Source organism: Streptomyces sp. SID10853, assembly GCF_010548145.1.
Classification (GTDB): domain Bacteria; phylum Actinomycetota; class Actinomycetes; order Streptomycetales; family Streptomycetaceae; genus Streptomyces.
The window spans coordinates 1-23,424 of record NZ_JAAGLN010000024.1; the positions used below are offsets into that span (position 1 = coordinate 1).

The 23,424-nt window shown below is 71.2% G+C and carries 17 protein-coding genes and 2 pseudogenes; 9 read left to right on the forward strand and 10 right to left on the reverse strand.

Annotated features, from left to right (window positions below; translation table 11 throughout):
• Positions 1 to 335: 335 nt before the first annotated feature.
• The 4 genes from G3I19_RS07670 to G3I19_RS07685 form a co-directional block, all read right to left on the reverse strand.
• Complete coding sequence (locus G3I19_RS07670; RefSeq protein ID WP_164260998.1) at positions 336 to 983, reverse strand: GPP34 family phosphoprotein; 648 nt, start codon at positions 981 to 983, stop codon at positions 336 to 338.
• Positions 980 to 2,206 (reverse strand): fumarylacetoacetase, encoded by a 1,227-nt coding sequence (fahA, locus tag G3I19_RS07675; protein WP_164261001.1) that lies wholly within the window; start codon positions 2,204 to 2,206, stop codon positions 980 to 982. The genes G3I19_RS07670 and fahA overlap by 4 nt, the downstream gene beginning before the upstream one ends.
• A gap of 111 nt (positions 2,207 to 2,317) precedes the next feature.
• Positions 2,318 to 4,315 (reverse strand): CocE/NonD family hydrolase, encoded by a 1,998-nt coding sequence (locus G3I19_RS07680; RefSeq protein ID WP_164261004.1) that lies wholly within the window; start codon positions 4,313 to 4,315, stop codon positions 2,318 to 2,320.
• 12 nt (positions 4,316 to 4,327) lie between these two features.
• Positions 4,328 to 5,842 carry an oligopeptide:H+ symporter gene (locus G3I19_RS07685; RefSeq protein ID WP_239074054.1) on the reverse strand — a complete coding sequence of 505 codons (1,515 nt, stop codon included), beginning with the start codon at positions 5,840 to 5,842 and terminating at the stop codon, positions 4,328 to 4,330.
• A 177-nt stretch (positions 5,843 to 6,019) separates the two neighbouring features.
• Between G3I19_RS07685 and G3I19_RS07690 the strand changes: the two genes are divergently transcribed.
• The 5 genes and pseudogenes from G3I19_RS07690 (at position 6,020) to G3I19_RS07710 (ending at position 12,051) form a co-directional block, all read left to right on the forward strand.
• Entirely contained in the window at positions 6,020 to 7,030 is a 1,011-nt protein-coding gene (locus G3I19_RS07690; RefSeq protein WP_164261010.1) for a polyprenyl synthetase family protein, read from the forward strand.
• A 405-nt stretch (positions 7,031 to 7,435) separates the two neighbouring features.
• Entirely contained in the window at positions 7,436 to 8,719 is a 1,284-nt protein-coding gene (locus tag G3I19_RS07695; RefSeq protein ID WP_164261013.1) for an outer membrane lipoprotein carrier protein LolA, read from the forward strand.
• A gap of 386 nt (positions 8,720 to 9,105) precedes the next feature.
• Positions 9,106 to 10,041: an ABC transporter ATP-binding protein gene (locus tag G3I19_RS07700; RefSeq protein ID WP_164261093.1), complete on the forward strand. Its 936-nt coding sequence runs from the start codon at positions 9,106 to 9,108 to the stop codon at positions 10,039 to 10,041.
• A 415-nt stretch (positions 10,042 to 10,456) separates the two neighbouring features.
• Positions 10,457 to 11,278: pseudogene (locus tag G3I19_RS07705) on the forward strand (ABC transporter permease); the annotation flags it as partial.
• A gap of 191 nt (positions 11,279 to 11,469) precedes the next feature.
• Positions 11,470 to 12,051, forward strand: a complete 582-nt coding sequence (locus tag G3I19_RS07710; protein ID WP_164261016.1) for a TetR/AcrR family transcriptional regulator — start codon at positions 11,470 to 11,472, stop codon at positions 12,049 to 12,051.
• Between the two features lie 81 nt (positions 12,052 to 12,132).
• Here the strand turns inward: G3I19_RS07710 and rarD are convergent, their stop codons facing one another.
• Positions 12,133 to 13,137, reverse strand: coding sequence for an EamA family transporter RarD (gene rarD / locus G3I19_RS07715; RefSeq protein WP_164261019.1), 1,005 nt, complete (start codon positions 13,135 to 13,137; stop codon positions 12,133 to 12,135).
• Positions 13,138 to 13,321: 184 nt separating this feature from the next.
• Positions 13,322 to 14,176, reverse strand: a complete 855-nt coding sequence (locus G3I19_RS07720; RefSeq protein ID WP_164261022.1) for an SDR family oxidoreductase — start codon at positions 14,174 to 14,176, stop codon at positions 13,322 to 13,324.
• 120 nt (positions 14,177 to 14,296) lie between these two features.
• Between G3I19_RS07720 and G3I19_RS07725 the strand changes: the two genes are divergently transcribed.
• Complete coding sequence (locus tag G3I19_RS07725; protein WP_164261025.1) at positions 14,297 to 14,695, forward strand: helix-turn-helix domain-containing protein; 399 nt, start codon at positions 14,297 to 14,299, stop codon at positions 14,693 to 14,695.
• Positions 14,696 to 14,808: 113 nt separating this feature from the next.
• Here G3I19_RS07725 and G3I19_RS07730 read toward each other — a convergent pair whose 3' ends face one another.
• From G3I19_RS07730 to G3I19_RS07740, 3 genes and pseudogenes are all read right to left on the reverse strand, one after another.
• The gene (locus G3I19_RS07730) at positions 14,809 to 15,870 is read right to left on the reverse strand and encodes a 2-oxoacid:ferredoxin oxidoreductase subunit beta (protein ID WP_164261028.1); all 1,062 of its coding nucleotides are present in this window, start codon (positions 15,868 to 15,870) and stop codon (positions 14,809 to 14,811) included.
• Positions 15,863 to 17,713: pseudogene (locus G3I19_RS07735) on the reverse strand (2-oxoacid:acceptor oxidoreductase subunit alpha); the annotation flags it as partial. The pseudogene G3I19_RS07735 and the gene G3I19_RS07730, both read right to left, overlap by 8 nt.
• Before the next feature lie 562 nt (positions 17,714 to 18,275).
• A complete protein-coding gene (locus G3I19_RS07740; RefSeq protein ID WP_164261102.1) occupies positions 18,276 to 18,935 on the reverse strand; it encodes a response regulator transcription factor in 660 nt (219 codons plus the stop codon).
• Positions 18,936 to 19,171: 236 nt separating this feature from the next.
• On the opposite strand from G3I19_RS07740, the gene G3I19_RS07745 reads away from it, so the two are divergent.
• The 3 genes from G3I19_RS07745 (at position 19,172) to G3I19_RS07755 (ending at position 22,938) form a co-directional block, all read left to right on the forward strand.
• Positions 19,172 to 19,849: a universal stress protein gene (locus tag G3I19_RS07745; RefSeq protein ID WP_164261031.1), complete on the forward strand. Its 678-nt coding sequence runs from the start codon at positions 19,172 to 19,174 to the stop codon at positions 19,847 to 19,849.
• Positions 19,850 to 19,888: 39 nt separating this feature from the next.
• On the forward strand, positions 19,889 to 22,288 hold the full coding sequence (locus G3I19_RS07750) for a phosphoketolase family protein (protein WP_164261034.1): 2,400 nt from the start codon (positions 19,889 to 19,891) through the stop codon (positions 22,286 to 22,288).
• Positions 22,289 to 22,443: 155 nt separating this feature from the next.
• Positions 22,444 to 22,938 carry a DUF2867 domain-containing protein gene (locus G3I19_RS07755; protein ID WP_164261037.1) on the forward strand — a complete coding sequence of 165 codons (495 nt, stop codon included), beginning with the start codon at positions 22,444 to 22,446 and terminating at the stop codon, positions 22,936 to 22,938.
• Between the two features lie 103 nt (positions 22,939 to 23,041).
• Here the strand turns inward: G3I19_RS07755 and G3I19_RS07760 are convergent, their stop codons facing one another.
• Complete coding sequence (locus G3I19_RS07760; RefSeq protein WP_164261040.1) at positions 23,042 to 23,365, reverse strand: hypothetical protein; 324 nt, start codon at positions 23,363 to 23,365, stop codon at positions 23,042 to 23,044.
• Between the last annotated feature and the right edge of the window lie 59 nt (positions 23,366 to 23,424).

Genomic DNA, 23,424 nt, shown 5'->3' on the forward strand with positions numbered 1-23,424 from the left:
CCCGGGCTGTCGCCCCGGCCTCCGCCGGGGCGCCCGCGCAGGGCGAGCCGGACGACCCGGGCGCCTGGGACGAGCCGGACTTCTCCGACTACCCGGACGACCCGGAGGGTTAAGACAGGCAAGGCGAAGCAGGGGGAGCGGCGCAGCAAGGCTGCCCCAGGCCCAGGCCCATACCTAGGGCAAAGCCCCCAGGGCCAGGCCCAGGCCCAGGGCAAAGCCTCCAGGGCCAGGCCCAGACTCCCAGGGCCAGGCCCCGGATAGGCCCCAGGGGACAGGCCCCCAGGGGCAGACAAGGGGCAGGGCCGGGGACAGGGCCGGGGGGCAGGGCCGGGGGCTCAGCCCCCGCCGCTGCTCCGTCTTGCCCGGTCGCGCTGGATGGTGCGGTGCACCGCGTGCGCCGGCCACTCCTCCTTGATCAGGGTCCGCATCGCCGAGCGGGACGTCCAGCCCTCCCGCGCGACGATCCGCGACAGGCCGACCGCCGAGACGAGCGCCGCCAGCGCCCGGCTGCGCGGGTCGGGGAAGCCGGCCGCCTCCGCCGTCAGGAAGCGGTCGCGGGCCGGAGCCGACCAGCCGCGCGGGCCCGCCGGATGCCGGTAGTAGGGCAGCAGCCCCGCGAACCGGCGCGTCTCACGGGTCAGGACGTCCTCGTCCACCAGGTGGTCCAGATACAGGCCCTCCACCGTGCGGCCGCTCCGGCGGACCCAGTAGCGGGCGCCGACGCCCCCGGCGGACTTCCTCTTGTCCGGGGCCGGAAGCAGCTCAAGCACCTGCGCGAGGACCGGGTCGTGCGGCAGCAGCGGCTGCTCCACCGTCACCTTCCCGTGCGACTCGGAGATCCGTCCCTGCAGCTCCAGTTCGGCCAGGGCCGCGCCGGCCATCCCGAACTCCAGATAACGGTTCCGGCAGAACGGTCTGCCCCGGCCCGGGTCCAGTGCGAGCAGCAGCAGTTCCTCGGGGAGTGTCGGCGCCTCCTGGCTCATGGTGCGGGCACGATCCTTCCGGTCACTTCGCCGAGGCCGACCCGGGTCCCGTCCGGCCCCGGCGCCCAGGCGGTCAGCGTCACCTCGTCACCGTCCTCCAGGAACGTCCGCTTGCCGCCGCCGACTTCGAGGGGACGGCTGCCGTTCCAGGTGATTTCGAGCAGCGAGCCGCACTGCTCGGCCGACGGCCCGCTGACCGTCCCCGAGCCGAAGAGGTCCCCGGTGCGGAGCGAGGCGCCGTTGACCGTCGTATGGGCCAGCATCTGGGCGGCCGTCCAGTACATCCCGGCGAACGGCGGCTCGGAGACCGGCTGCCCGTTGATGGCCACCGTGATCCGCAGGTCGAGGCCGCCCGGCTCCTCGGCCGACGCGTCGTCGAGGTAGGGCAGCAGGGGCAGTTCGCGGGCGGGCGGCGCGGTCCGTGCCGCGTCCAGCGCCTCCAGCGGTGTCACCCAGGCCGAGACCGACGTGGCGAAGGACTTGCCGAGGAACGGGCCCAGCGGCACGTACTCCCAGGCCTGGATGTCGCGCGCCGACCAGTCGTTGAGCAGCTGGACGCCGAAGACGTGGTCCCGGTACCCCGACAGCGGCACGGGCTCGCCCCGCCCGGACGGGACGCCGACGACGAAGCCGACCTCCGCCTCGATGTCGAGTTTGACCGAAGGCCCGAAGACCGGCGCCGGGTCCGACGGCGCCTTGCGCTGCCCCGCGGGCCGTACGACATCGGTGCCCGACACGACGACCGTGCCCGAACGGCCGTGGTAACCGATCGGCAGATGCTTCCAGTTGGGCGTCAGCGGCGCGGAGTCGGGCCGGAAGATGCTGCCGACGTTCGTCGCGTGGTGCTCGCTCGCGTAGAAGTCGACGTAGTCGGCGACCTCGTACGGAAGGTGCATCGTGACCTCCGCGACCGGGTGCAGCAGTGGCTCTATGACCTGGCGGTGCGCCGGCACGGTCACCCAGGCCGTCAGCGCGCGCCGCACATCGCGCCACGCCGTACGGCCCGCCGCGAGCAGCGGGTTGAGCGTGGGGTGGGCGAGCAGCGTGCCGTACGGGGAGCCGAGTGCGGTCGCCGCCGCCCCCGCGTCCAGTACATGGCCGCCGATCCGTACACCCACCCGGCGCCGGTCGGGATCCTCGGGGGTGGAGAAGACTCCGTACGGCAGGTTGTGCGGGCCGAAGGGGTCGCCTTCGGGAAGGTCGAGCGGACTCTGCTCGGGCATGGGGTGCTGCCTCGCTTTCAGGTCTGTGGACAGACCCACGGTACGGGGGCGAGGCGTGCCGCGTCAGCTGGTGAAACGTTCGCGGTGCCCCGCCCCGCCGTACCCGGTGCGCTACCCCGCCGTGCGCGGGATCCGCTTCTCCCAGCTCCGCCGGAAGACCACCTCGTCGCCTTCCTGGCACACCACTTCGCTCGACGTGATGAAGTCCCGGGCGTCGCAGGTGATCTCGGACCTGGTCCGTACCCGGGCGTCCCAGCCCGTCTCGGGGCGGTGCAGCCGGATCGACCAGTCCGAGCGGGTGTGCGCCGTCAGCGGGTCCGCCTCGTTGATCGTGTACGTCTCCAGCGCGTCCTCGCTGAACTCCAGGCCGTCCGGGTAGATCCGGGTGCCCCCGTAGCGGGGGTCCACCTCCAGACGCCAGTCGCCCTTCGCCACATCGCGTACGACGAGACGCTCAGGGCGCTCGTCCGGATTGTCCGGATACTCCACCGCGAGCGGCTCCGACTGCTCGGGCTCATCGAAGGTGATGTGGTCCTCGGTGTGCGCGCGGACCGGGAGTTCCATCGTCGAGGCCGCCGGGTCCAGGGTCCAGCCGTGCGCCGAGTCGGGCTGCGGCCAGATCCACGGCCAGTACGCCGACGACACCGACAGGCGGATGCGGTGACCGGGCGGGAAGGTGTGGCCGACGCCGTTCAGCTCGAAGGTGAGCGACTCGGTGGCCCCCGGCTCCCAGGGGTCCGACCGGTCCCGCCCGTGGCGCGCCGAGAAGTTGAGCGCGCCCCGGGTGACCAGAGTGGACGAGCCGTCCGGCGCGACATCGCAGAGCCGGGCGACGACCTGACCGGTCGGGACGTCGGAGCGCACCGACAGGTGCACCCTGGCGCGGCCCAGGATCTCGATGGGGGCCTGGCGGACCGGGAATTCGAAGCAGACGGACTTCGCGTCCTCGTCCCGCTGGTCGGGCGGCAGGTCGGAGTCATTGCCGAACGGGAAGAACCGTCCGGCGTCAAGACCGGTCTGCATCGGCGACCTGACCTCCATCGGGTCACCCTGGAGCGCGTACGACACGGGGGTGACATGCGGCGAAGGCCAGGCCGTGTCCGCGACCCAGCGGCCGGGCAGCTCCGGGTAGACCGTGGCCGGCGGGTGCGACTCGCTGATCCACGAGCGCAGCAGCGGCTCGTCCATCACCCCGTTGTCCGCGCCCTTCAGATGGTGGTCCCACCAGCGCAGGGTCTCCTGGAGGAAGCCGATCGCCGGGCCCGGCGGCAGCCCGCGGTCCGGATACTGGTGCGACCACGGGCCGATCAGCCCCCGCACCCGCGACGGGTCCAGATTCCCGACGAGCCGCAGTGCGGTGTCCCGGTACGGGTCGTGCCAGCCGCCCACGGTCAGGACGGCCGCCTTGATCGCCGAGTAGTCCTCGCAGACGCTGCCGTGCTTCCAGTAGTCGTCGCGCGTCTGGTGGGCGAGCCAGGTGTGGATGAACGGCTCGACGGCCTCGAGACGGCTCAGCCACATGTCCCGCCAGACCGAGCCGACCTGCGCCGGGTCCGGCGGCCGCGACACGAAGGCGAGCATGGTGGCCGCCCAGGCGTGCATGTCCACGGCGAGCACCGAGCCGCCCATGTAGTGGACGTCGTTGTCGTAGCGGTCGTCGGCGGAGCAGACCGTGACGATCGCCTTGAGCGGCTCGGGGGCGATGGCCGCGATCTGGAGCGAGTTGAAGCCGCCCCACGAGATGCCGAACATCCCGACCTTGCCGGTGCACCAGTCCTGTTCGGCCAGCCAGTTCACCACCGCCACCCCGTCGGCCAGCTCCTGGGCGTCGTACTCGTCACCCGGCATACCGGTCGAGTTGCCGTGGCCGCGCACATCCACCCGGACGGAGGCGTAGCCGTGGCCCGCGTACCAGGGGTGCCGCTGCCAGTCCCGCGGCGCCGTCCAGTCGCTCAGCCGGTACGGAAGGTATTCGAGCAGGGCGGGGACCGGCCCGTCGGCGTTGACCGGGCGCCAGATCCTGGCGTACAGCTGTGTGCCGTCCGGGAGCGGGATCCAGACGTCCTCGCGGCGGGTCTCGTACGGGAATTCGGTGCGGATTCGAGCCACGGCAGGCGCTCCTCAGTGGACGGGGTGCATGGTGCGTTTGAGCCAGGGGGCGGCGGCGACGACCGCGAGCCCGGCGACGACGGCGATGGCGCCGTTGACACCGAAGTACGCCGGGTCGGAGACCTCGCCGTACAACTTCACGATCTGCGCCTGGATGCCGTTGGCGAGGGCGAGCGACAGGAACCAGAGGGCCATCGTCTGGCTGGCGAAGGCGGCCGGCGCGAGCTTGGTGGTGGCGGACATGCCCGAGGTCTCGACCAGGATGTCGCCGAGCCCCAGCAGCGCGTACGAGCCGACGATCCACCAGACGGACATCAGCCAGTCGGTGCCCGTGCGGCCCGATGTGGCGGGGACCATGATCAGGAAGGAGAGCCCGCCGAGGATGGTGCCGATCGCGATCTTGTTGGACGCGTGCGGCTGGCGCTTGCCCATCCGGACCCACAGAGCGGCCACCACGGGCGCCAGCGCCACCTCGAAGGCACCGAGCGCCGACGCGTACCAGCTGGCCGGGAAGTGGTAGCCGAAGATCTCCGTCCTGGCGTTGGTCGACGCGAGCAGGATCATCGTCGAGTACGCCTGGAAGAGGATGAAGTTGAACACCACCGAGGCCAGGAACAGCACGATGTACGGGCGGAGATGGCCGCGCTCGGCCTTCGTCACCCGCGGGCTGCGGAACATCACGGCGAAGAAGACGATCGGCGCGGCCACCGAGACGATGGTCAGCGCGTCGACGGTGCGGTCCAGCGTCAGCCAGCCGGAGAGCCCCAGGATCACGGCGATCACCGCGACCGCCAGCGCCCCGCCGACGATCATCTTGACGGCGCGGCGCATCGCCGCGGGCGGCAGCGCCTGCTCGGCGGCGTCGGTGCGGCCCGCGATGGTGCGGCGCCCCAGGACGTACTGGATCAGACCCAGCGTCATCCCGACGGCGGCGGCCGAGAAGCCCCAGTGCCAGCCCTTGTGGTCACCGAGCCAGCCGGTGATCAGCGGACCGAGGAAGGCACCGATGTTGATGCACATGTAGTAGAGGGCGAAGCCGGCGTCGCGGCGCTGGTCCTCGGTCCGGTAGAGCTTGCCGACCAGCGTCGCCACGTTCGGCTTCAGCAGCCCCGTACCGAGCGAGATGAGCCCCAGGCCGACCCAGGTCATGGCAGCTGTCGGGACCGCCATCGAGTAGTGGCCGAGCGCGATGAGGATGCCGCCGCCGAGGACCGCGCGGTAGGAGCCGAGAATGCGGTCGGCCAGCCAGCCGCCCGCCACCGAGACCAGATAGACCAGCGTGCCGTACGCCGCCGAGATGGACGCCGCCGCCCCCGGCGACATGCCGAGACCGTCCTGGTTGACCGCAGCCGTGAAGTAGAGGACGAGGATGGCCTGCATCCCGAGGAACGAGAACCGCTCCCAGATCTCCAGTCCCGACAGGGTCGCCAGACCGCGTGGCTGGCCGAAGAACGAGTGGTCGTCGCCCGGCTCCGGCGGGGGCTGGGACGGTGGCGCCTGTCCCGGCTGCGGCTCTGTTCCGGACAAAGGTACTGCTCCCATTCGAATCGACTTGTTTTGAACATACCGGTCACGCTCGGTATGTGCTCGGGGTGGGCGGGCAGGCGCTCATGGTGATCGAAAGAGGACCGGATACGCTGACTTGAGTGCGGACAGCGACACATCGACAATCCGTGTGATCGTCAGCAGACAGGAGATCCCCTCGTGACCGTCGTCGAGCCATTCGGGCTGAACGTGCGGGACCAGGCACTTGAGGCCGATGTCCAGGCCGGATTGGCAGCTGTCGAGGCCGGGCTGCTCGATGCCACCAAGAGCGAGGTCCCTTTCATCACGGAGGCCGCGCAGCATCTTGTGCGTGCCGGGGGTAAGCGCTTTCGTCCGCTTCTTGTGATGCTCGCTGCCCAGTTCGGTGACCCTTATGCGCCCGGAGTCGTACCTTCGGCCGTAGTGGTCGAATTGACACATCTGGCGACGCTTTACCACGACGACGTGATGGACGAGGCGGAAGTGCGCCGCGGGGTGGACAGCGCCAACGCGCGCTGGGACAACTCGGTCGCGGTCCTGACCGGCGACTTCCTCTTCGCGCGCGCTTCGCACATCCTGGCCGACCTGGGCCCGGAGGCCGTACGCATCCAGGCCGAGGCGTTCGAACGCCTCGTCACCGGCCAGATCCTGGAGACCGCGGGCCCGCGCGACGGCCGCGACCCGGTCGGCCACTACCTCGACGTCATCGCGGGCAAGACGGGCTCCCTGATCGCCGTCTCCGGACGGTTCGGCGCGATGATGTCCGGCGCCGACGAGAGCGTGGTGAACATCCTCACGCAGTACGGCGAGCGGCTCGGCACCGCGTTCCAGCTGGCCGACGACGTCCTGGACATCGCGAGCGACAGCCACGAGTCCGGCAAGACACCGGGTACCGACCTGCGTGAGGGCATCCCCACCCTGCCGGTGCTGCGGCTGCGAGCCCAGGCCGCCGAGCACGGCCGCCCGGACGATCTCGCCCTGGTCGAGCTGTTGTCGGGCGACCTGACGGACGACGCCCGGCACGGAGAGGCGCTGCGGCTGATGCGGGCGCACCCGGCCCTGGAGCAGGTCCGCCAGGACACCGTGCGGTACGCGGAGGAGGCCAGGGCCTCACTGGCGCCGCTGCCCGAGTGCTTCGCGAAGACCGCTCTCGAGGAGCTGTGCGGCGCGGTGGTGCACCGCGTCGGGTAGGACGTGCTGGGGCGGTCAGGATCTGCCGCCACCGTGCCGGGGCTCGTGCCGCGTATCGGCGGACGGGCCCTTCGCCGTCCGTTGGGCCGGTCGCGCCGGGCGGTTCCTTCGGACGGGTGGGCCTCTCTCCCCGTCCGGCTCCTCGTCCGGCTCCCAGGCGAGCTCCCGTCCGGCTCCCAGGCCTGCTCCCCGTCCGGCCGCTTCCCCTACGGGGCGGGGCGCGTTGCCGGCGCCGTCTGTCATACCGCAGCACTAGGCGCAGTTGCTCCCGGGGGCTGACGCGTACGGCCCGGGAATTTGGTGAGATGGACTGCACCACACCCCACCAATTCGGGTGAGAATGGCGGCGCGGGGTGGACGAGCGCAACCGTACGGATCGCCGCCGATCACGGAGGTAGGGCACACATGGCACCGAACGACACTGCACAGGGCACCGGAGAGGCCGGGACTTCCGCCGCGGCCCGCCGGAAGGCGGCGCGTTATCTCGTCCCGGTCGGAGTCGCCGGGGTGGCCGCGGTGACGATCGGCCTCGTGCCGGCGCTCGCCAGCTCGGGCGACCCCAGCCTCCCGAAGATCTCGGCGCAGCAGCTCATCGAGAAGATGGCCGCATCGGACACCCAGCAGCTCTCCGGCACGGTGAAGGCCGAATCGGACCTGGGCATCCCGTCGCTGGGCGGACTGGCCGGCAGCATCGGCGGGGGCGCGGTCAGCGGCGGGGGTGACAAGGGCGGGTCGAGCGCAGCGCCCGAATCCAAGCTGATGGAGCTCGCCTCGGGCACGCACACCCTGCGGGTGGCCGCCGACGGCCCCGACAAGCAGCGGGTGTCCATCATGGACAGCGCCGCCGAGTACAGCCTGATCCACAACGACCGTCAGGTCTGGGCGTACGACAGCAAGTCGAACGAGGTCTACCACGCGAAGACCGGCGCATCGGCGGACGGCCGGAAGGGCCGCACCGGCCACACCGGCCACACCGGCCACACCGACAAGCTCCCGGCCACTCCGAAGGATCTCGCCGAGCAGACGCTGAAGGCCGTCGGCCCGACGACCTCGGTGAGTGTCGACGGCACCGCGCAGGTGGCGGGCCGTGACGCGTACCAGCTGCTCATCAAGCCGAAGCAGTCCGGTTCCACGATCGGTTCGGTCCGTATCGCGGTGGACTCGAAGACGGGCACCCCGCTGAAGTTCACCCTCACGCCGAGCAGCGGCGGCAAGGCGGCGATCGATGTGGGCTTCACGAAGGTCGACTTCGGGAAGCCCGCGGCCTCCACGTTCACCTTCACTCCGCCGAAGGGCGCGAAGGTGACGGAGGGCGCCGCTCCGGAGGCCGCCCCGAAGGCCGGTACGCACCGGGCGCCTCAGGCCGGCCCGAAGGACCTGAAGCCGGCCTCGCCGGAGGACTTCAAGGGCCTGAACATCATCGGCAAGGGCTGGACGTCGGTGGCCAGGATCGACACCGGCAGCGGCAAGGGCATCGGTGCGCCGGGCGGCTCCGCGCAGAAGAGCGGCGTCCCGGCGGACGCGCAGAAGTTCCTCAGCTCGCTGGGGGACAGGGTGACGGGCTCGTTCGGCTCGGGCACGGTCTTCCACACCCGGCTGGTGAACGCGCTGATGACGGATGACGGAAAGGTCTTCGTCGGCACCGTCGACAAGGCCGGACTGGTCAAGGCGGCCGACGCGGCCAAGTAGGCCCGGCGCAGGGCCCGGCCGGCGCAGGGCCCGGCAAGCTCCGGCCGGGCGCAGGGCCCGGCAAGCTCCGCCGGGCCCGTGCGCGGTTGCGGGGCCAGGTGGCCTGGCCCGGTCCTGGTCTGGCCGGTCCTGGTCCGGTTGTGGTCCGGCTGGCTGGTCGGTCCGGGTCTGGTTGCGGAGCCTGGTGGCCTGGTTGGTCCTGGTCCGGTTGTGGGTTCGGCTGGCTGGTTGGTCCGGGTCTGGTCGCGGAGCCTGGTGGCCCGGCTGGCCCTGGTCCGGATGACCGGCTGGTCCTGGTCCGGCCCCGGGGCGGTGGCCCGGCCGGGCCGGCCGGCTGGTCCCGTTAGCCTGGTCCGCAGGTGCGCCGAACCGACGGGACCATCGCCATGCCTGAAGCCGTCATCGAAACCCATGCCCTCACCAAACGCTTCCGCGGCGGCCAACTCGCCGTGAACTGCCTGGACCTCGCCGTCCCGCGCGGCAGCGTCTTCGGCTTCCTCGGGCCCAACGGCTCCGGCAAGACCACCACGATCCGGATGCTCCTCGGGCTCATCGCCCCGACCTCCGGCACCGCCAGCCTGCTCGGCCGGCCGATGCCCGGCGCGGCCCGCAGTGTCCTGCCCGAGGTCGGAGCCCTCATCGAGGGCCCCGCGCTGTACGGCTTCCTCTCCGGGCGTGACAATCTGCTGCGCTACGACTCCGCCGACCCGCAGGCCGACCCCCGCACCCGGCGCACCCGCGTCGATGCCGCTCTCGAACGGGTCGGGCTCGCCCACGCGTCGGCCAAGAAGGCCAAGGCGTACTCGCTCGGTATGAAGCAGCGGCTCGGTCTCGCCGCCGCGCTGCTCCAGCCGCGCGGACTGCTCGTCCTGGACGAGCCGACGAACGGGCTCGACCCGCAGGGCATGCGGGAGATCAGGACCCTGGTGAGGGAACTGGCGGAGGACGGCACCACCGTCTTCCTCTCCTCCCACCTCCTGGACGAGATCGAACAGGTCTGCACCCACGCGGCCGTGATGGCCAGGGGCACGTTGCTGGCCCAGGGCCCCGTCGCCGATCTCGCGACCCGCGGCCGCCTCGCCATCGGCACACCCGACCCGGACGTGGCAGCCCGCGTACTCGGGGAACGGGGAGTCACCGGTGTGGAGGTGGCGGGGGACCGGGTGACCGGCGACATCCCGTCGGCGGAGACGGATGTGGCGGACCTCAACGCCGCTCTCGTACGGGAAGGCGTCCGTGTCAGGTCCTTCGGCGTCGAACGGGCCTCCCTGGAGGACGCCTTCGTCGCACTCACCGGAGAGGGTTTCGATGTCGCAGGCTGAGGCGTCCCGGCAGAAGCCGCAACAGGGGCCTGGGGACGGGGGGCCCGGGGATGACCGGCCCGGGGGCGGCGGGCCTGGGGGCGACCGGGTCGGGGATGACCGGCCCGGGGACGGCGAGCCTGGGGGCGACCGGCCCGGGGATGACCGGCCCGGGGGCGGCGGGCCTGGGGGCGACCGGCCCGGGGATGACCGGCCCGGGGACGGCGGGCCTGGGGGCGACCGGCCCGGAGACAACCGGCCCGGGGACGGCCAGCCCGGAAACGACCGGCCCGAGGGCGCTAGTTCCGGAAGCTCCAGTTCCGGAAGCTCCAGCCCCGGAAGCTCCAGCCCCGGAAGCTCCAGTCCCGGAAACGCCGGCCCCGCTCCCGGTGGGCCCGGGGCGCCGCGCGTTGCCTCGTACCCGCGCCGGCAGCTCGGCCTCTTCGCCTCCGAGCTGACCACCACCTTCCGCCGCTGGCGGACCATCGCCCTGCTCGCCGTGCTGGCCGCGGTACCGGTCCTCATCGGGATCGCCGTCAAGCTGGAGTCGGACCATGGCTCGACGGCCCGTGACCCCAGCGGCAATGGCCCCGCCTTCCTCACGGACATCACCAACAACGGCCTGTTCCTGGTCTTCGCGGCGCTCGCCGCGACCCTGCCGGTCTTTCTCCCGATGGCGATCGGTGTCATCGCGGGGGATTCCGTGGCGGGTGAGGCCAGTGCCGGGACGCTGCGCTATCTGCTGGTCGCCCCGGCCGGCCGGACCCGGCTGCTGCTCGCCAAGTTCGTCTGCGCCGTGGCCTTCTGTCTGGCCGCCACCCTGGTCGTGGCGGCCCCCGCGCTTGCGGTGGGGGCGCTGCTCTTCCCGCTCGGTGATGTCACGACGATCTCGGGGACCCAGATCTCCTTCGCCGACGGCCTCGGCCGGGCGGCGCTGATCTCGGCCGTCGTCGCCGCCTCGCTGGTCGGGGTCGCGGCCGTCGGCCTGTTCGTCTCCACCCTCACCAGCAGCGGAATCGCCGCGATGGCGACGACGGTCGGCCTGGTGATCACGGTGCAGATCCTGGACGGGATCCCCCAGTTGCACGCGCTCCAGCCGTATCTGTTCCCGCACTACTGGCTGTCCTTCGCCGACCTGCTGCGGGCACCGGTCTACTGGGACGAGATCGTCAAGAACCTCGGCCTGCAGGGGCTGTACGCCGTGGTGTTCGGCTCGGCGGCCTGGGCGCGGTTCACCACGAAGGACATCGCGGCCTGACCGGGGGAGCGAGAAGTCTGCCCGGGGGGGAGAGAGAGAAAGGGAGGGCACGTGCCGTACCGAGAAGCCGTCCCCCGACGCGGCTCGACACGACACGTACCGTTTCCCCAGCCATATTCTCGGACGTACACCTTCCGCTGTCAAGACGCTACGTATCGTCCCCGCCCCTGACCGGTGAATAGACTCAAGCGGTGAACCTCACGCCCAACCCCGCACGCCGCAGTGAGAAATCACAGCAGGCGATCCTCGCGGCCGCCCTCGTGCTCTGCATCGAGCGGGGGTACGCCCGCGTCACCATCGAGGCGATCGCCGCCCGTGCCGGTGTGAGCAAGAAGACGATCTACCGCTGGTGGCCGTCGAAGGGCGCGCTGGTGCTCGAAGCGCTGGACGACGCGGTCATCAAGACCCGCCCCTTCCCCGACACCGGCGACCTGGCCGCCGACCTCCACAGCCAGATGAGCGGAGTGGTGCGGCTCCTCGCGCATCCGCCGCTCGGCCCCGCGTACGCCGGGATCCTCACCGAGATCCAGTACGACGACGACCTGGCCAGGACCGTGCAGGAACAGTTCATCGATCCCAGGGTCAGGGGCGCGACAGGCCGGCTGCGCAGCGCCCAGGAGCAGGGCGAACTCCCCGAGGACGCCGATCTCCACCTGGGGGTGGAGCTGCTCTACGGCCCGCTCTACTACCGGCACAGCCTGCGCAGGCCCCCGCACGACGCGGAGGAGATCACCCGGCTGATCGCCCACGTCCTGAGGGCGCTGGGCGGCTGACAGCCCGCAGCTGGAGGAGCGGGAGGGGCGGGGCGTGACCGGACGGGACACGGAGCCGGCCGGGCGGCGCCACCGGCCGGATCACGCGCCCGGTACCTGCTGCCCCTGCTCCCGGGCGGGCTCCTGCGTCTGCTCCCGTACCGGCCCCGGTTCCTTCGGCCGCTCCCGCTCCCGCGCCTCGGCCGTCAGCTGAGCGGCCCGTGCTCGGGTCCGGTGGGCGTTCCGCAGGGCGTCCCAGGTCAGGACCGTCAGCGCCAGCCATACCAGCGCGAACCCCGCCCACCGCTCCGGCGGCATCGCCTCATGGAAGTACAGGGTGCCCAGGCCGAACTGGAAGACCGGCGTCAGGTACTGGAGCAGTCCCAGAGTCGAGAGCGGTACGCGGATCGCCGCCGCACCGAACAGGATCAGCGGGATCGCGGTGACCAGCCCCGTGGACGCCAGGAGCACGCCGTGCGCGGGCGGGCCGAAGGTGGACTCGCCGCGCCCGGCGAGGAACAGCAGATACGCCAGCGCCGGCAGGAACTGCAGCGCCGTCTCGGCCGTGAGTGACTCCAGGCCGCCGAGATTCACCTTCTTCTTGACCAGCCCGTACGTCGCGAAGGAGAAGGCCAGCATCAGTGAGATCCAGGGCGGCTTGCCGTATCCGACGGCCAGCACCACGACGGCCGTGGCGCCGGTGGCGACGGCGGCCCACTGGGCGGGGCGCAGCCGCTCGCCCAGGAGCAGGACGCCCATCGCGATGGTGACCAGCGGGTTGATGAAGTAGCCGAGCGAGGCTTCGACGACCTGACCGTCGTTCACGGCCCAGATATAGCCGCCCCAGTTGACGCTGATGGCCACCGCGGCGATGGCCACCAGGCCCAGCTTGCGGGGCGCGCGGACCAGCTCGCCGATCCAGGCCCAGCGCCGCATCACGAGCAGGGCGATCAGGACGACGCCCAGCGACCACACCATGCGGTGGGCCAGGATCTCCATGGCACCCGACGGCTTGAGCAGGGGCCAGAACATCGGGACGAGCCCCCACAGCACGTACGCGGCAACGCCGTTCAGGAACCCTGCCCGCTGCTCACTGGTGCCCTTCACGGGCCCTCCCCTGAGTTCGTCCGGCATGCGTCGAAGGCACGAGGCGCACGGATTCGAAGGTACGGGAGGAGGGCCCGGCTGTCATGCCCGTTTCGTCATACGCTCATGACAGGCGGTGCCGCCGCACGACAGGCGGTACCGCTGTACGGCCGCGCAGTTGCAGGGCAGCGGCCGCTGCACGGTGTCACGCCAGTGCGGCGGCGATGGAGGTGGCGATCGGGGTGGTGGGGCGTCCGGTCAGCCGGGCCAGGTCGCCGGTCGTGGTGGCCAGCAGGCCGCGCTCGATGGCCGTCCCCACGTCCGCGAGGATCGCCGCCATCGCCTCAGGGACACCGGCACCGGTAAGGATCTCCTGGTGGGTGGCCGCCGGGACGTCGCGGTACACGATCTCCTTGCCCGTGGCCTTCGCGACCTCGGCCGCGTACTCGGCGAAGGACCAGGCGGTGTCGCCGCTCAGCTCGTAGACCCGGCCCAGATGGCCGTCCGACACGAGGACGGTGGCGGCGGCCGCCGCGTAGTCGGCGCGGGTGGCCGACGCGACCCGGCCGTCGCCCGCGTTGGTGACGACCGCGCCGTGCTCCAGGACCGGCGCGAGGTTCTCGGTGTAGTTCTCGTTGTACCAGCCGTTGCGCAGGAAGGTGTACGGCAGCCCGGAGTCCAGGATCAGCTGCTCGGTCACCTTGTGCTCGTCGGCCAGCTGGAAGTCGGCGTCGGGGCCGCCCAGGATGCCCGTGTACGCGAGCTGGGCGACGCCCGCCGCCTTCGCGGCCTCGACGACCGCGGTGTGCTGCGGCACGCGCCGGCCGACCTCGCTCCCTGAGATGAGCAGCACCCGGTCGCCGGAGCGGAACGCCCCGTCGAGGCTCGCCGGGTCGCTGTAGTCGGCGATGCGCAGCTCGACGCCGCGCGCCGCCAGGCCCGCGGCCTTCTCCTTGTTGCGGACCACGGCTGCGACCTGGTCCGCGGGGACCCTGGCGAGCAGCTCGTCGATGACGAGGCGGCCGAGGGCCCCGGTGGCTCCGGTGACGACGATGCTCATGAGGTGGTGCTCCCTGTGGGTCGGGTCGGGGTTCAGGTGGGGCGTGGGTGCGCCCCTCAAACTCACCTTACGGGTGGTACTAACTCTGGGAAAGTACCCACTTTGAAGTAAGGTACTGGTATGGACGTAAGCGAAGTGCTGGGAAGAGCGCCGGACGGGACCGGGCCCGACGTCAACCAGGCGATGTGTCCCTCGCGCCTGATCCTGGAACATGTCACCAGCCGCTGGGGCGTGCTCGTGCTCGCCGCGCTGCTCGACCGCTCGTACCGCTTCAGCGAGCTGCGCCGGCAGGTGGGCGGGGTCAGCGAGAAGATGCTCGCCCAGACGTTGCAGACGCTGGAGCGGGACGGCTTCGTCGACCGCGACGCCAAGCCGGTCATCCCGCCGCGCGTGGACTACTCGCTCACGCCGCTCGGCAGGGAGGCCGCCGAGCAGGTGTGGGCGCTCGCCCGGTGGACCGAGCGGCACGTCGACACGGTGCTGACGGCGCGCGAGGCATACGACGGGGCCCGGTCCTGACGGAGCAGAACCGGGCCCGGGGTGACGCTTGCCGGTACGTGAGGTGACACCCGCTCACCCGAGGCGGTACCTGAGGTGACACCCGCTCACCCGAGGCGGTACCTGAGGCGTTCTCAGCCCGCGACGGTCCAGGTGTCGTTGCCGGCGAGGAGGGCGGCGAGGTCGCCCTTCCCGTTCCGCTCGACCGCTGTTTCGAGCTGGGTGTTCATGAGGGTGTCGTAGACGGGCCGTTGGACGTCGCGGAGCACGCCGATGGGCGTGTGGTGCAGGGTGTCGGCGTCGGCGAGGCGGGAGAGGGCGAAGGCGGTGGTCGGCGACGTGGAGTGTGCGTCGTGGACCAGGACGTGGGCTTCGTTCTCCGGTGTGACGTCGATGACTTCGAGGTCGCCGGTGGTGCGGTCGCGGACGACGCCCTTGGGCGCCTCGGGGGTGCCGAAGCGGATGGGCTGCCCGTGTTCCAGGCGGATGACCGCTTCCTGGGCCTGTTCGCGGTCCTTGAGGGCTTCGAAGGCTCCGTCGTTGAAGATGTTGCAGTTCTGGTAGATCTCGACGAGGGCTGTGCCCGGGTGGTCGGCGGCCGCGCGCAGCACGCTGGTGAGGTGCTTGCGGTCGGAGTCGACGGTGCGGGCGACGAAGGACGCTTCGGCGCCGATGGCCAGCGAGACGGGGTTGAAGGGGGAGTCGAGGGAGCCCATCGGGGTCGATTTGGTGATCTTGCCGACCTCGGAGGTCGGTGAGTACTGGCCCTTGGTCAGCCCGTAGATCCGGTTGTTGAAGAGGAGGATCTTGAGGTTGACGTTGCGGCGCAGGGCGTGGATGAGGTGGTTGCCGCCGATGGACAGGGCGTCGCCGTCGCCGGTGACGACCCAGACGGACAGGTCGCGGCGTGAGGTGGCGAGGCCGGTGGCGATGGCGGGGGCGCGGCCGTGGATGGAGTGCATCCCGTAGGTGTTCATGTAGTACGGGAAGCGGGACGAGCACCCGATGCCGGAGACGAAGACGATGTTCTCTTTGGCGAGGCCGAGGTCGGGCATGAAGCCCTGGACGGCGGCGAGGACGGCGTAGTCGCCGCAGCCGGGGCACCAGCGGACTTCCTGGTCGGATTTGAAGTCCTTCATGGACTGTCTGGCCTCGGCCTTGGGCACCAGGTTCAGGAGTTCGTTGGTGTCAGGCATCGATGGCCTCCTTGAGTGCCGTCGCGAGCTGTTCCGCCTTGAAGGGCATGCCGTTGACCTGGTTGTAGGAGACGGCGTCGACCAGGTATTTGGCCCGGATGAGGAGGGCGAGCTGGCCGAGGTTCATCTCCGGGACGACGACCTTGTCGTAACTCCTGAGGATCTCGCCGAGGTTGGCGGGGAAGGGGTTGAGGTGGCGCAGGTGGGCCTGGGCGATGGGGACGCCGTCCTTGCGGAGCCTGCGTACGGCGGCGGTGATGGGGCCGTAGGTGGAGCCCCAGCCGAGGACGAGGGTGCGGGCCTGGTCGGGGTCGTCGGTGTGCAGGTCCGGGACTTCGATGCCGTCGATCTTGGCCTGGCGGGTGCGGACCATGAAGTCGTGGTTGGCCGGGTCGTAGGAGATGTTCCCGGTGCCGTCCTGTTTCTCGATGCCGCCGATGCGGTGTTCGAGGCCGGGGGTGCCGGGGACCGCCCAGGGGCGGGCCAGGGTCTGCGGGTCGCGTTTGTAGGGCCAGAACACCTCGGTGCCGTCCGCGAGTTCGTGGTTGGGGGCGGTCGCGAACCGGGGGCGCAGGTCGGGCAGTTCGCCGGTCTCGGGGATGCGCCAGGGCTCCGAGCCGTTGGCGAGGTAGCCGTCGGAGAGCAGGAAGACCGGGGTGCGGTAGGTGACGGCGATCCGGGCGGCGTCCAGGGCGGCGTCGAAGCAGTCCGCCGGAGTCCTGGGCGCGATGACCGGGACGGGGGCCTCGCCGTTGCGGCCGAACATGGCCTGGAGCAGGTCGGCCTGTTCGGTCTTGGTGGGCAGTCCGGTGGAGGGCCCGCCGCGCTGGATCGCGATGACCAGGAGCGGGAGTTCGAGGGAGACGGCCAGGCCGATCGTCTCGGACTTGAGCGCGACCCCGGGGCCCGAGGTGGTGGTCACGGCAAGGGAGCCGCCGAAAGCGGCGCCCAGAGCGGCGCCGATGGCGGCGATCTCGTCCTCGGCCTGGAAGGTCCGCACGCCGAAGTTCTTGTGCTTGGACAGCTCGTGCAGGATGTCCGAGGCCGGGGTGATCGGGTACGAGCCGAGGTACAGCGGCAGGTCCGCCTGCTGGCCCGCGGCGACCAGCCCGTACGACAGTGCCAGGTTCCCTGAGATGTTGCGGTAGGTACCGGCGGGGAACGCGGTGGCGGCCGGCTCGACCTCGTACGAGACGGCGAAGTCCTCCGTCGTCTCGCCGAAGTTCCACCCCGCGCGGAACGCGGCGACGTTCGCCTCCGCGATCTGCGGCTTCTTCGCGAACTTGGCCCGCAGGAACTGCTCGGTGTTCTCCGTCGGCCGGTGGTACATCCACGACAGCAGCCCGAGCGCGAACATGTTCTTGCTGCGCTCGGCCTCCTTGCGGGAGAGCCCGAACTCCTTGAGGGCCTCGATCGTCAGCGTCGTCAGCGGCACCGGGTGGACCTGGTAGGCGTCCAGGGACCCGTCCTCCAGCGGGGACGCCGGGTAACCGACCTTCGCCATCGGCCGCTTCGTGAACTCGTCGGTGTTCACGATGATGTCCGCGCCGCGCGGCACGTCGGCGATGTTCGCCTTCAGCGCGGCCGGGTTCATCGCGACGAGGACGTTGGGCGCGTCGCCGGGCGTGAGGATGTCGTGGTCGGCGAAGTGCAGCTGGAACGAGGAGACGCCCGGCAGAGTGCCCGCGGGCGCCCGGATCTCGGCCGGGAAGTTCGGCAGGGTCGAGAGGTCGTTCCCGAACGACGCGGTCTCCGAAGTGAACCGGTCTCCCGTGAGCTGCATCCCGTCACCCGAGTCCCCCGCGAACCGGATGATCACCCGACTCAGCCGACGCACCTCTTTGGTGCCGGGGCCGGGGCTCTTGCCGGGAGCGGTGCCGGGGGCCGTGTTGGGGCTGGTGCCGGGGGCCGCGCCGGGACCGGTGGCGGGGTCCGTCCCCGCTGCGGCGCCGCGCTCCCCGGCCCTGCCGTCTCCGGTGCTGCCCTCTTCGACCCTGCCCTCTTGGACCGTGCCCTCTTCGACCCTGCCCTCTTCGTCGATCAGAAGGGCGCGTTGTTCCCCGACGACGGTCTCATCGGATCCGTCGGCCTGCTCGGCTGGGCTACTGACCTGGCTGGTCACTGAACTGGACCTCCCTCGGGCGGCTGCTCGGATGCGCCCGGCTGCCCGGGCACACCGGAACCCACCCTACGACGGTAAGGGTGGCCTTCCCTGGAAGGCTCATGAAGTGGACGCCTTTTTGAGACGCCGAATTGCCCGGAATTGCGGTCATTGGAACCGCCCCTCCTGCCCTCCGGTGTCATCGGGCGCTCGCGCTGGGTGTTCATCCTTTGGGTCTAGGACCTGTCCGGGGCCGCTCTCGCGATACGGCCCCGACCTCGCTATCTGACAGGGTGTCAGGTAATTACGAGTTCAGATAGGTCAGCACGGCGAGGACCCGACGGTGATCCCCGTCACTCGGGGAGAGCCCGAGCTTCAGGAAGATATTGCTGACGTGCTTCTCCACCGCCCCGTCGCTGACCACCAGCTGCTTGGCCACCGCCGAGTTCGTCCGCCCCTCGGCCATCAGCCCCAGCACCTCGCGCTCACGCGGCGTCAGCCCGGCCAGCACGTCCTGCTTGCGGCTGCGGCCCAGCAGCTGCGCCACGACCTCGGGGTCGAGCGCCGTCCCGCCCTGCGCCACCCGCACCACGGCGTCCACGAACTCCCTGACCTCGGCGACCCGGTCCTTCAGCAGATAGCCGACACCCCGGCTCGACCCGGCCAGCAGTTCGGTGGCGTACTGCTCCTCGACGTACTGCGAGAGGACCAGCACCCCGACCCCCGGGTAGTCCTTGCGCAGCCGTACGGCCGCCCGTACCCCCTCATCGGTGTGCGTGGGCGGCATCCGTACATCCGCGACCACCACATCCGGCAGCAGCTCCTGGGCCGCCAGGTCCCCGACCGTCTTGATCAGCGCCTCCGCGTCCCCGACACCCGCGACCACGTCATGACCGAGGTCGGTCAGCAACCGGGTCAGGCCCTCCCGCAGCAGCACTGAATCCTCGGCGATGACCACTCGCACTCTGTCCTCCACGACGCTGAAGCCCCCCACTTGTGTCCGTTCCTGCCCTGCGCCCACCAGCATCCCAGCATCGGGGGCCGAACGGGCGGGAGCCGGGACTATCGGTGCCGCAGAACGCGGGGGAGCGGGGGGCTCGGACCAGCGTCGGGGGGGGGAGAGAGAGCGGTCGGGGGAGAGAGGGGGAGAGGGGCGAGGGCGCGGCCGGGGACGGCCAGCGGGGCCTGCCCCGGTGGATCATGGAGCGGGCCCGCATCGTGGTGGAGGAGCGCTGTCCCGGACTGCCGGTCACCGAGGAGCTGACGGAAGGCGACCCGGTGGAGTCCCTGCTGGCGGCGGCCGGCGACTCGCAGGCGGTGGTGCTCGGTTCCCGCGACATGGTCCCGATGGCGGGCTACTACCTGGGCGACATCGGTCTGCGGGTCGTGGCGCGCGCCGATGCCCCGGTCGTCCTGGTCCGGGAGCGGGAGGCGACAGGGCCGTCGGCCGAGGACGGCCCCGTGGTGCTGGGCCTCTCGCTGGAGGGGCCCTGCGAGGCGCTGTGCGAGTTCGCCTTCGACACAGCGGCCAGGCGCGGCGTCCTGCTGCGGGCCGTGCACGGCCGGAGCCTTCCGGATGACGCGTACACCCGGAGCGGAGTCGACTCGCGCGCCTCACGGCGGGCCACCGAGCGTGCCCAGACGGAGCTGGCCGAAGCGCTGAGGCCCTGGCGGGAGAAGTTCCCGCAGGTACGCACAGCCGAGCGGGTACGGACGGAGAGCCCGGCCCAGGCGGTCGTCCGGGGCGCCACGGGAGCGGGGCTGCTGGTCGTCGGGCGCCGCAGGAACCGCCCCGCGCTGTCACCGCCGGTCGGCCACGCCCTGTCCTCGGCCGTCCACCACGCGCCGTGCCCGGTGACGGTCGTCCCGCACGGCTGAGCGAAGACGAGACGCCCCAGGCGCAAGGCAAGGAGCATCATGCGCGAGACCAGCACGGAAGCACCGGCCGCGGTCACCGACGAGGAACTCGCGTCACTGGTCGCCCACTGGCGGGCCGCCAACTACCTGGCGGTCGGCCAGATCTACCTCATGGACAATCCGCTGCTCACCGAGGAGCTGCGGCCGGAGCACATCAAGCCCCGCCTGCTCGGCCACTGGGGCACATCTCCCGGACTGAACCTGGTCCACACGCATCTGAACCGTGTCGTCAAGGCACGCGCCCAGGACACGATCTGTGTCTGGGGGCCAGGCCACGGAGGCCCAGCCGTCCTGGCCAACTCCTGGCTGGAGGGCAGCTACTCCGAGACGTACCCGGACATCGGGCGGGACGCGGCGGGCATGGCCCGGCTCTTCCGCCAGTTCTCCTTCCCCGGGGGCGTCCCCAGCCATGTCGCACCCGAGACGCCGGGCTCGATCCATGAGGGCGGCGAGCTGGGCTACTCGCTCTCCCACGCGTACGGAGCGGTCTTCGACAACCCGGACCTGCTGGTCGCCTGCGTCATCGGGGACGGCGAGGCGGAGACCGGGCCGCTCGCCGGGTCCTGGCACTCCAACAAGTTCCTCGACCCGGTGCACGACGGCGCCGTCCTGCCGATCCTGCATCTGAACGGATACAAGATCGCCAACCCGGCGGTGCTTGCGCGCATCCCCCAGGCCGAGCTGGACGGGCTGCTGAGCGGATACGGGCACGACGTCCTGCATGTCACAGGCGCCGATCCGGACACGGTCCACCGGGCCATGGCCGATGCGATGGACACCGCGCTGGACCGCATCGCGCTCATCCAGCGGGCGGCCCGCGACGAGGGCAGCACCGAGCGCCCCCGCTGGCCCATGATCGTTCTGCGTACGCCGAAGGGCTGGACCGGCCCGGTGAGCGTCGACGGGCTGCCGGTCGAGGGCACCTGGCGCGCCCACCAAGTGCCGCTGCCCGAGGTGCGGGAGAACCCCGAGCACCTCAGGCAGCTGGAGACGTGGCTGCGCTCCTACCGGCCCGAAGACCTCTTCGACCCGGCGGGACGGCCCCGCGCCGAGGTCCTGGCCTGTGTCCCCGAAGGACCGCTGCGCCTCGGGGCCAACCCGCACACCAACGGCGGTCTCCGTCTGCTCGACCTGCCCGTACCGGCCCTGGACGAGTACGCCGTGGAGGTCGCGCGGCCCGGTGCGACCCTGCACGAACCGACCAGGGTCCTCGGCGATCTGCTGGAGTCGGTCATGGCGGCCACCGCCGAGCGCCGTGACTTCCGGGTGGTGGGCCCCGACGAGACCGCGTCCAACCGGCTTCAGGCCCTGTACGAGGCCAGTGGAAAGGCATGGCAGGCGGAGACCCTCGGTGTCGACGAGCACCTCGACCGGCACGGCCGGGTGATGGAGATCCTCTCCGAACACACCTGCCAGGGCTGGCTGGAGGGCTATCTCCTCACCGGCCGGCACGGGTTCTTCTCCTGCTACGAGGCCTTCGTCCACATCGTCGACTCGATGGTCAACCAGCACATCAAGTGGCTGAAGGTGTCCCGCACCCTGCCCTGGCGCCGCCCCATCGCCTCCCTCAACTACCTGCTCACCTCGCACGTCTGGCGCCAGGACCACAACGGCTTCTCCCACCAGGACCCCGGTTTCGTGGACCACGTACTCAACAAGTCCCCGGAAGTCGTACGCGTCTACCTCCCGCCGGACACCAACACCCTGCTCTCCGTCGCCGAACACGTGCTGCACAGCCGGGACTACGTCAATGTCGTCGTGGCGGGCAAGCAGCCCTGCTTCGACTGGCTCACCCTCGACGAGGCGCGCGCCCACTGCGCACGCGGGGCAGGGGTCTGGGAGTGGGCCGGCACCGAGCGGGAGGGCGAGGAGCCCGATGTCGTGCTGGCCTGCGCGGGTGACGTACCGACCCAGGAGGTGCTGGCGGCGGCCCTGCTGATCCGCCGTCATCTGCCGGGGCTGGCGGTGCGGGTGGTCAACGTGGTCGATCTGGCCCGGCTGCTCCCGGAGTCGGAGCATCCGCACGGGCTGTCGGCCATGCAGTACGACGCGCTGTTCACCCGCGACAAGCCGGTGATCTTCGCGTACCACGGCTATCCGTGGCTGATCCACCGCCTCTCCTACCGCAGGACCGGTCACGAGAACCTGCACGTACGCGGCTACAAGGAGTCCGGGACCACGACGACCCCCTTCGACATGGTGGTCCGCAACGACCTGGACCGTTACCGGCTGGTCCTGGACGTCATCGACCGTGTCCCCGGGCTCGCGGTACGTGCCACGCACGCGCGCCAGACCATGGAGGACGCCCGTCTCAGGCATCACGCCTGGATCCGGGAACACGGCACGGACCTTCCCGAGGTCGCCGACTGGAGCTGGCAGCCGCTGCCCCTCGACACCTGAGACCTTCCCGCGGTGACACCCGGGACATTCCCGCGGTTCGCGCCGCGCCGGCGGGCTTCTGGCGGCAGAATCGGTGGCGCCGTGACCGGACCGCCGTGACTGGACCGCCGTGATCGGACCCCCGTGATCGGACCGCAGTGGAAGGGGCTCTTCTGATGACACATCCTCGGGTGCGCCGGGTGGAAGTGCCGCAAGCGGCCCGGACCGCCGGGGAGTCCGCCACGGCCGACTACGCCTCCGCCTTCGAACTGCGCTCCCGGCAGGCGCGTTCCGGGACCCCGGAGCAGTGGGCGCGGGCCACCTTCGAGGACGCTCCGGCGGTGGTGCGGTGGATCCTGCTGCGGGGCTGGACCCTCGTACTGGGGCTGCGAATGGGTCCGAGGCCGTCGCCGGGGCACGTCCTCGGCTGGGAGCTCACGGAATCCGGCTCCGCGTCGGTGACACTCGACGCGCGCTCACCCCTGATCGCCGCCCGCAACGTCGTGGTCGTGGACGACTCCGGCGTCGTCTGGGTCACCTTCGTGCGCTACCACCGGCGGCTCTCCCGGCTGGTGTGGGCCGCGGCCGCACCGGTCCACCACCTGGCGGTGCCCTGGCTGCTCGGCCTGGCCGGCCGGAAGCATACGGCTTCCAGGGGGCCCCGCTCCTGATGGCGAAGGCTTCCTGCCCGGCGGCGTGCAGGCCGCCGGGCGGCGCCCGCACGGTTCCGTCAGGAAGACCGTGCGGGCTGCTCCGCGCCAGGGCTGGGCCCTGTCAGGGGCGGACGGTGCAGACAGCCAGCAGGCAGAAGTTCGCCCCCTGGGTGTTGCTCGGCCCGGTGGGCCCCGCACCGGTGCCCTGGTCGCCGACGGTGCAGCGGGCCAGCAGACAGAAGTTGACGCCCTGTACGCCGTGGTAGGCGTCAGCGAGTGAGGGCGTGGCCGGTGCCGGCCGCGCCGTGCTGTGTGCGGGAGCCGCGCCCAGCCGTGCACCGGCGGGGGCGGAGGCAGCGGCGGCTCCGCCGGCGGACGCCAGCAGCAGCAGACCGGCGGCCGCGGTGGCGGCGCCCCAGCGGGGCAGGGAAACAGGATTCCTCAAGGGTTCTCCAACTCTCGGACGGGCGTGCGTTTCCGCCGTCATTCGATACCGAAGCGGAT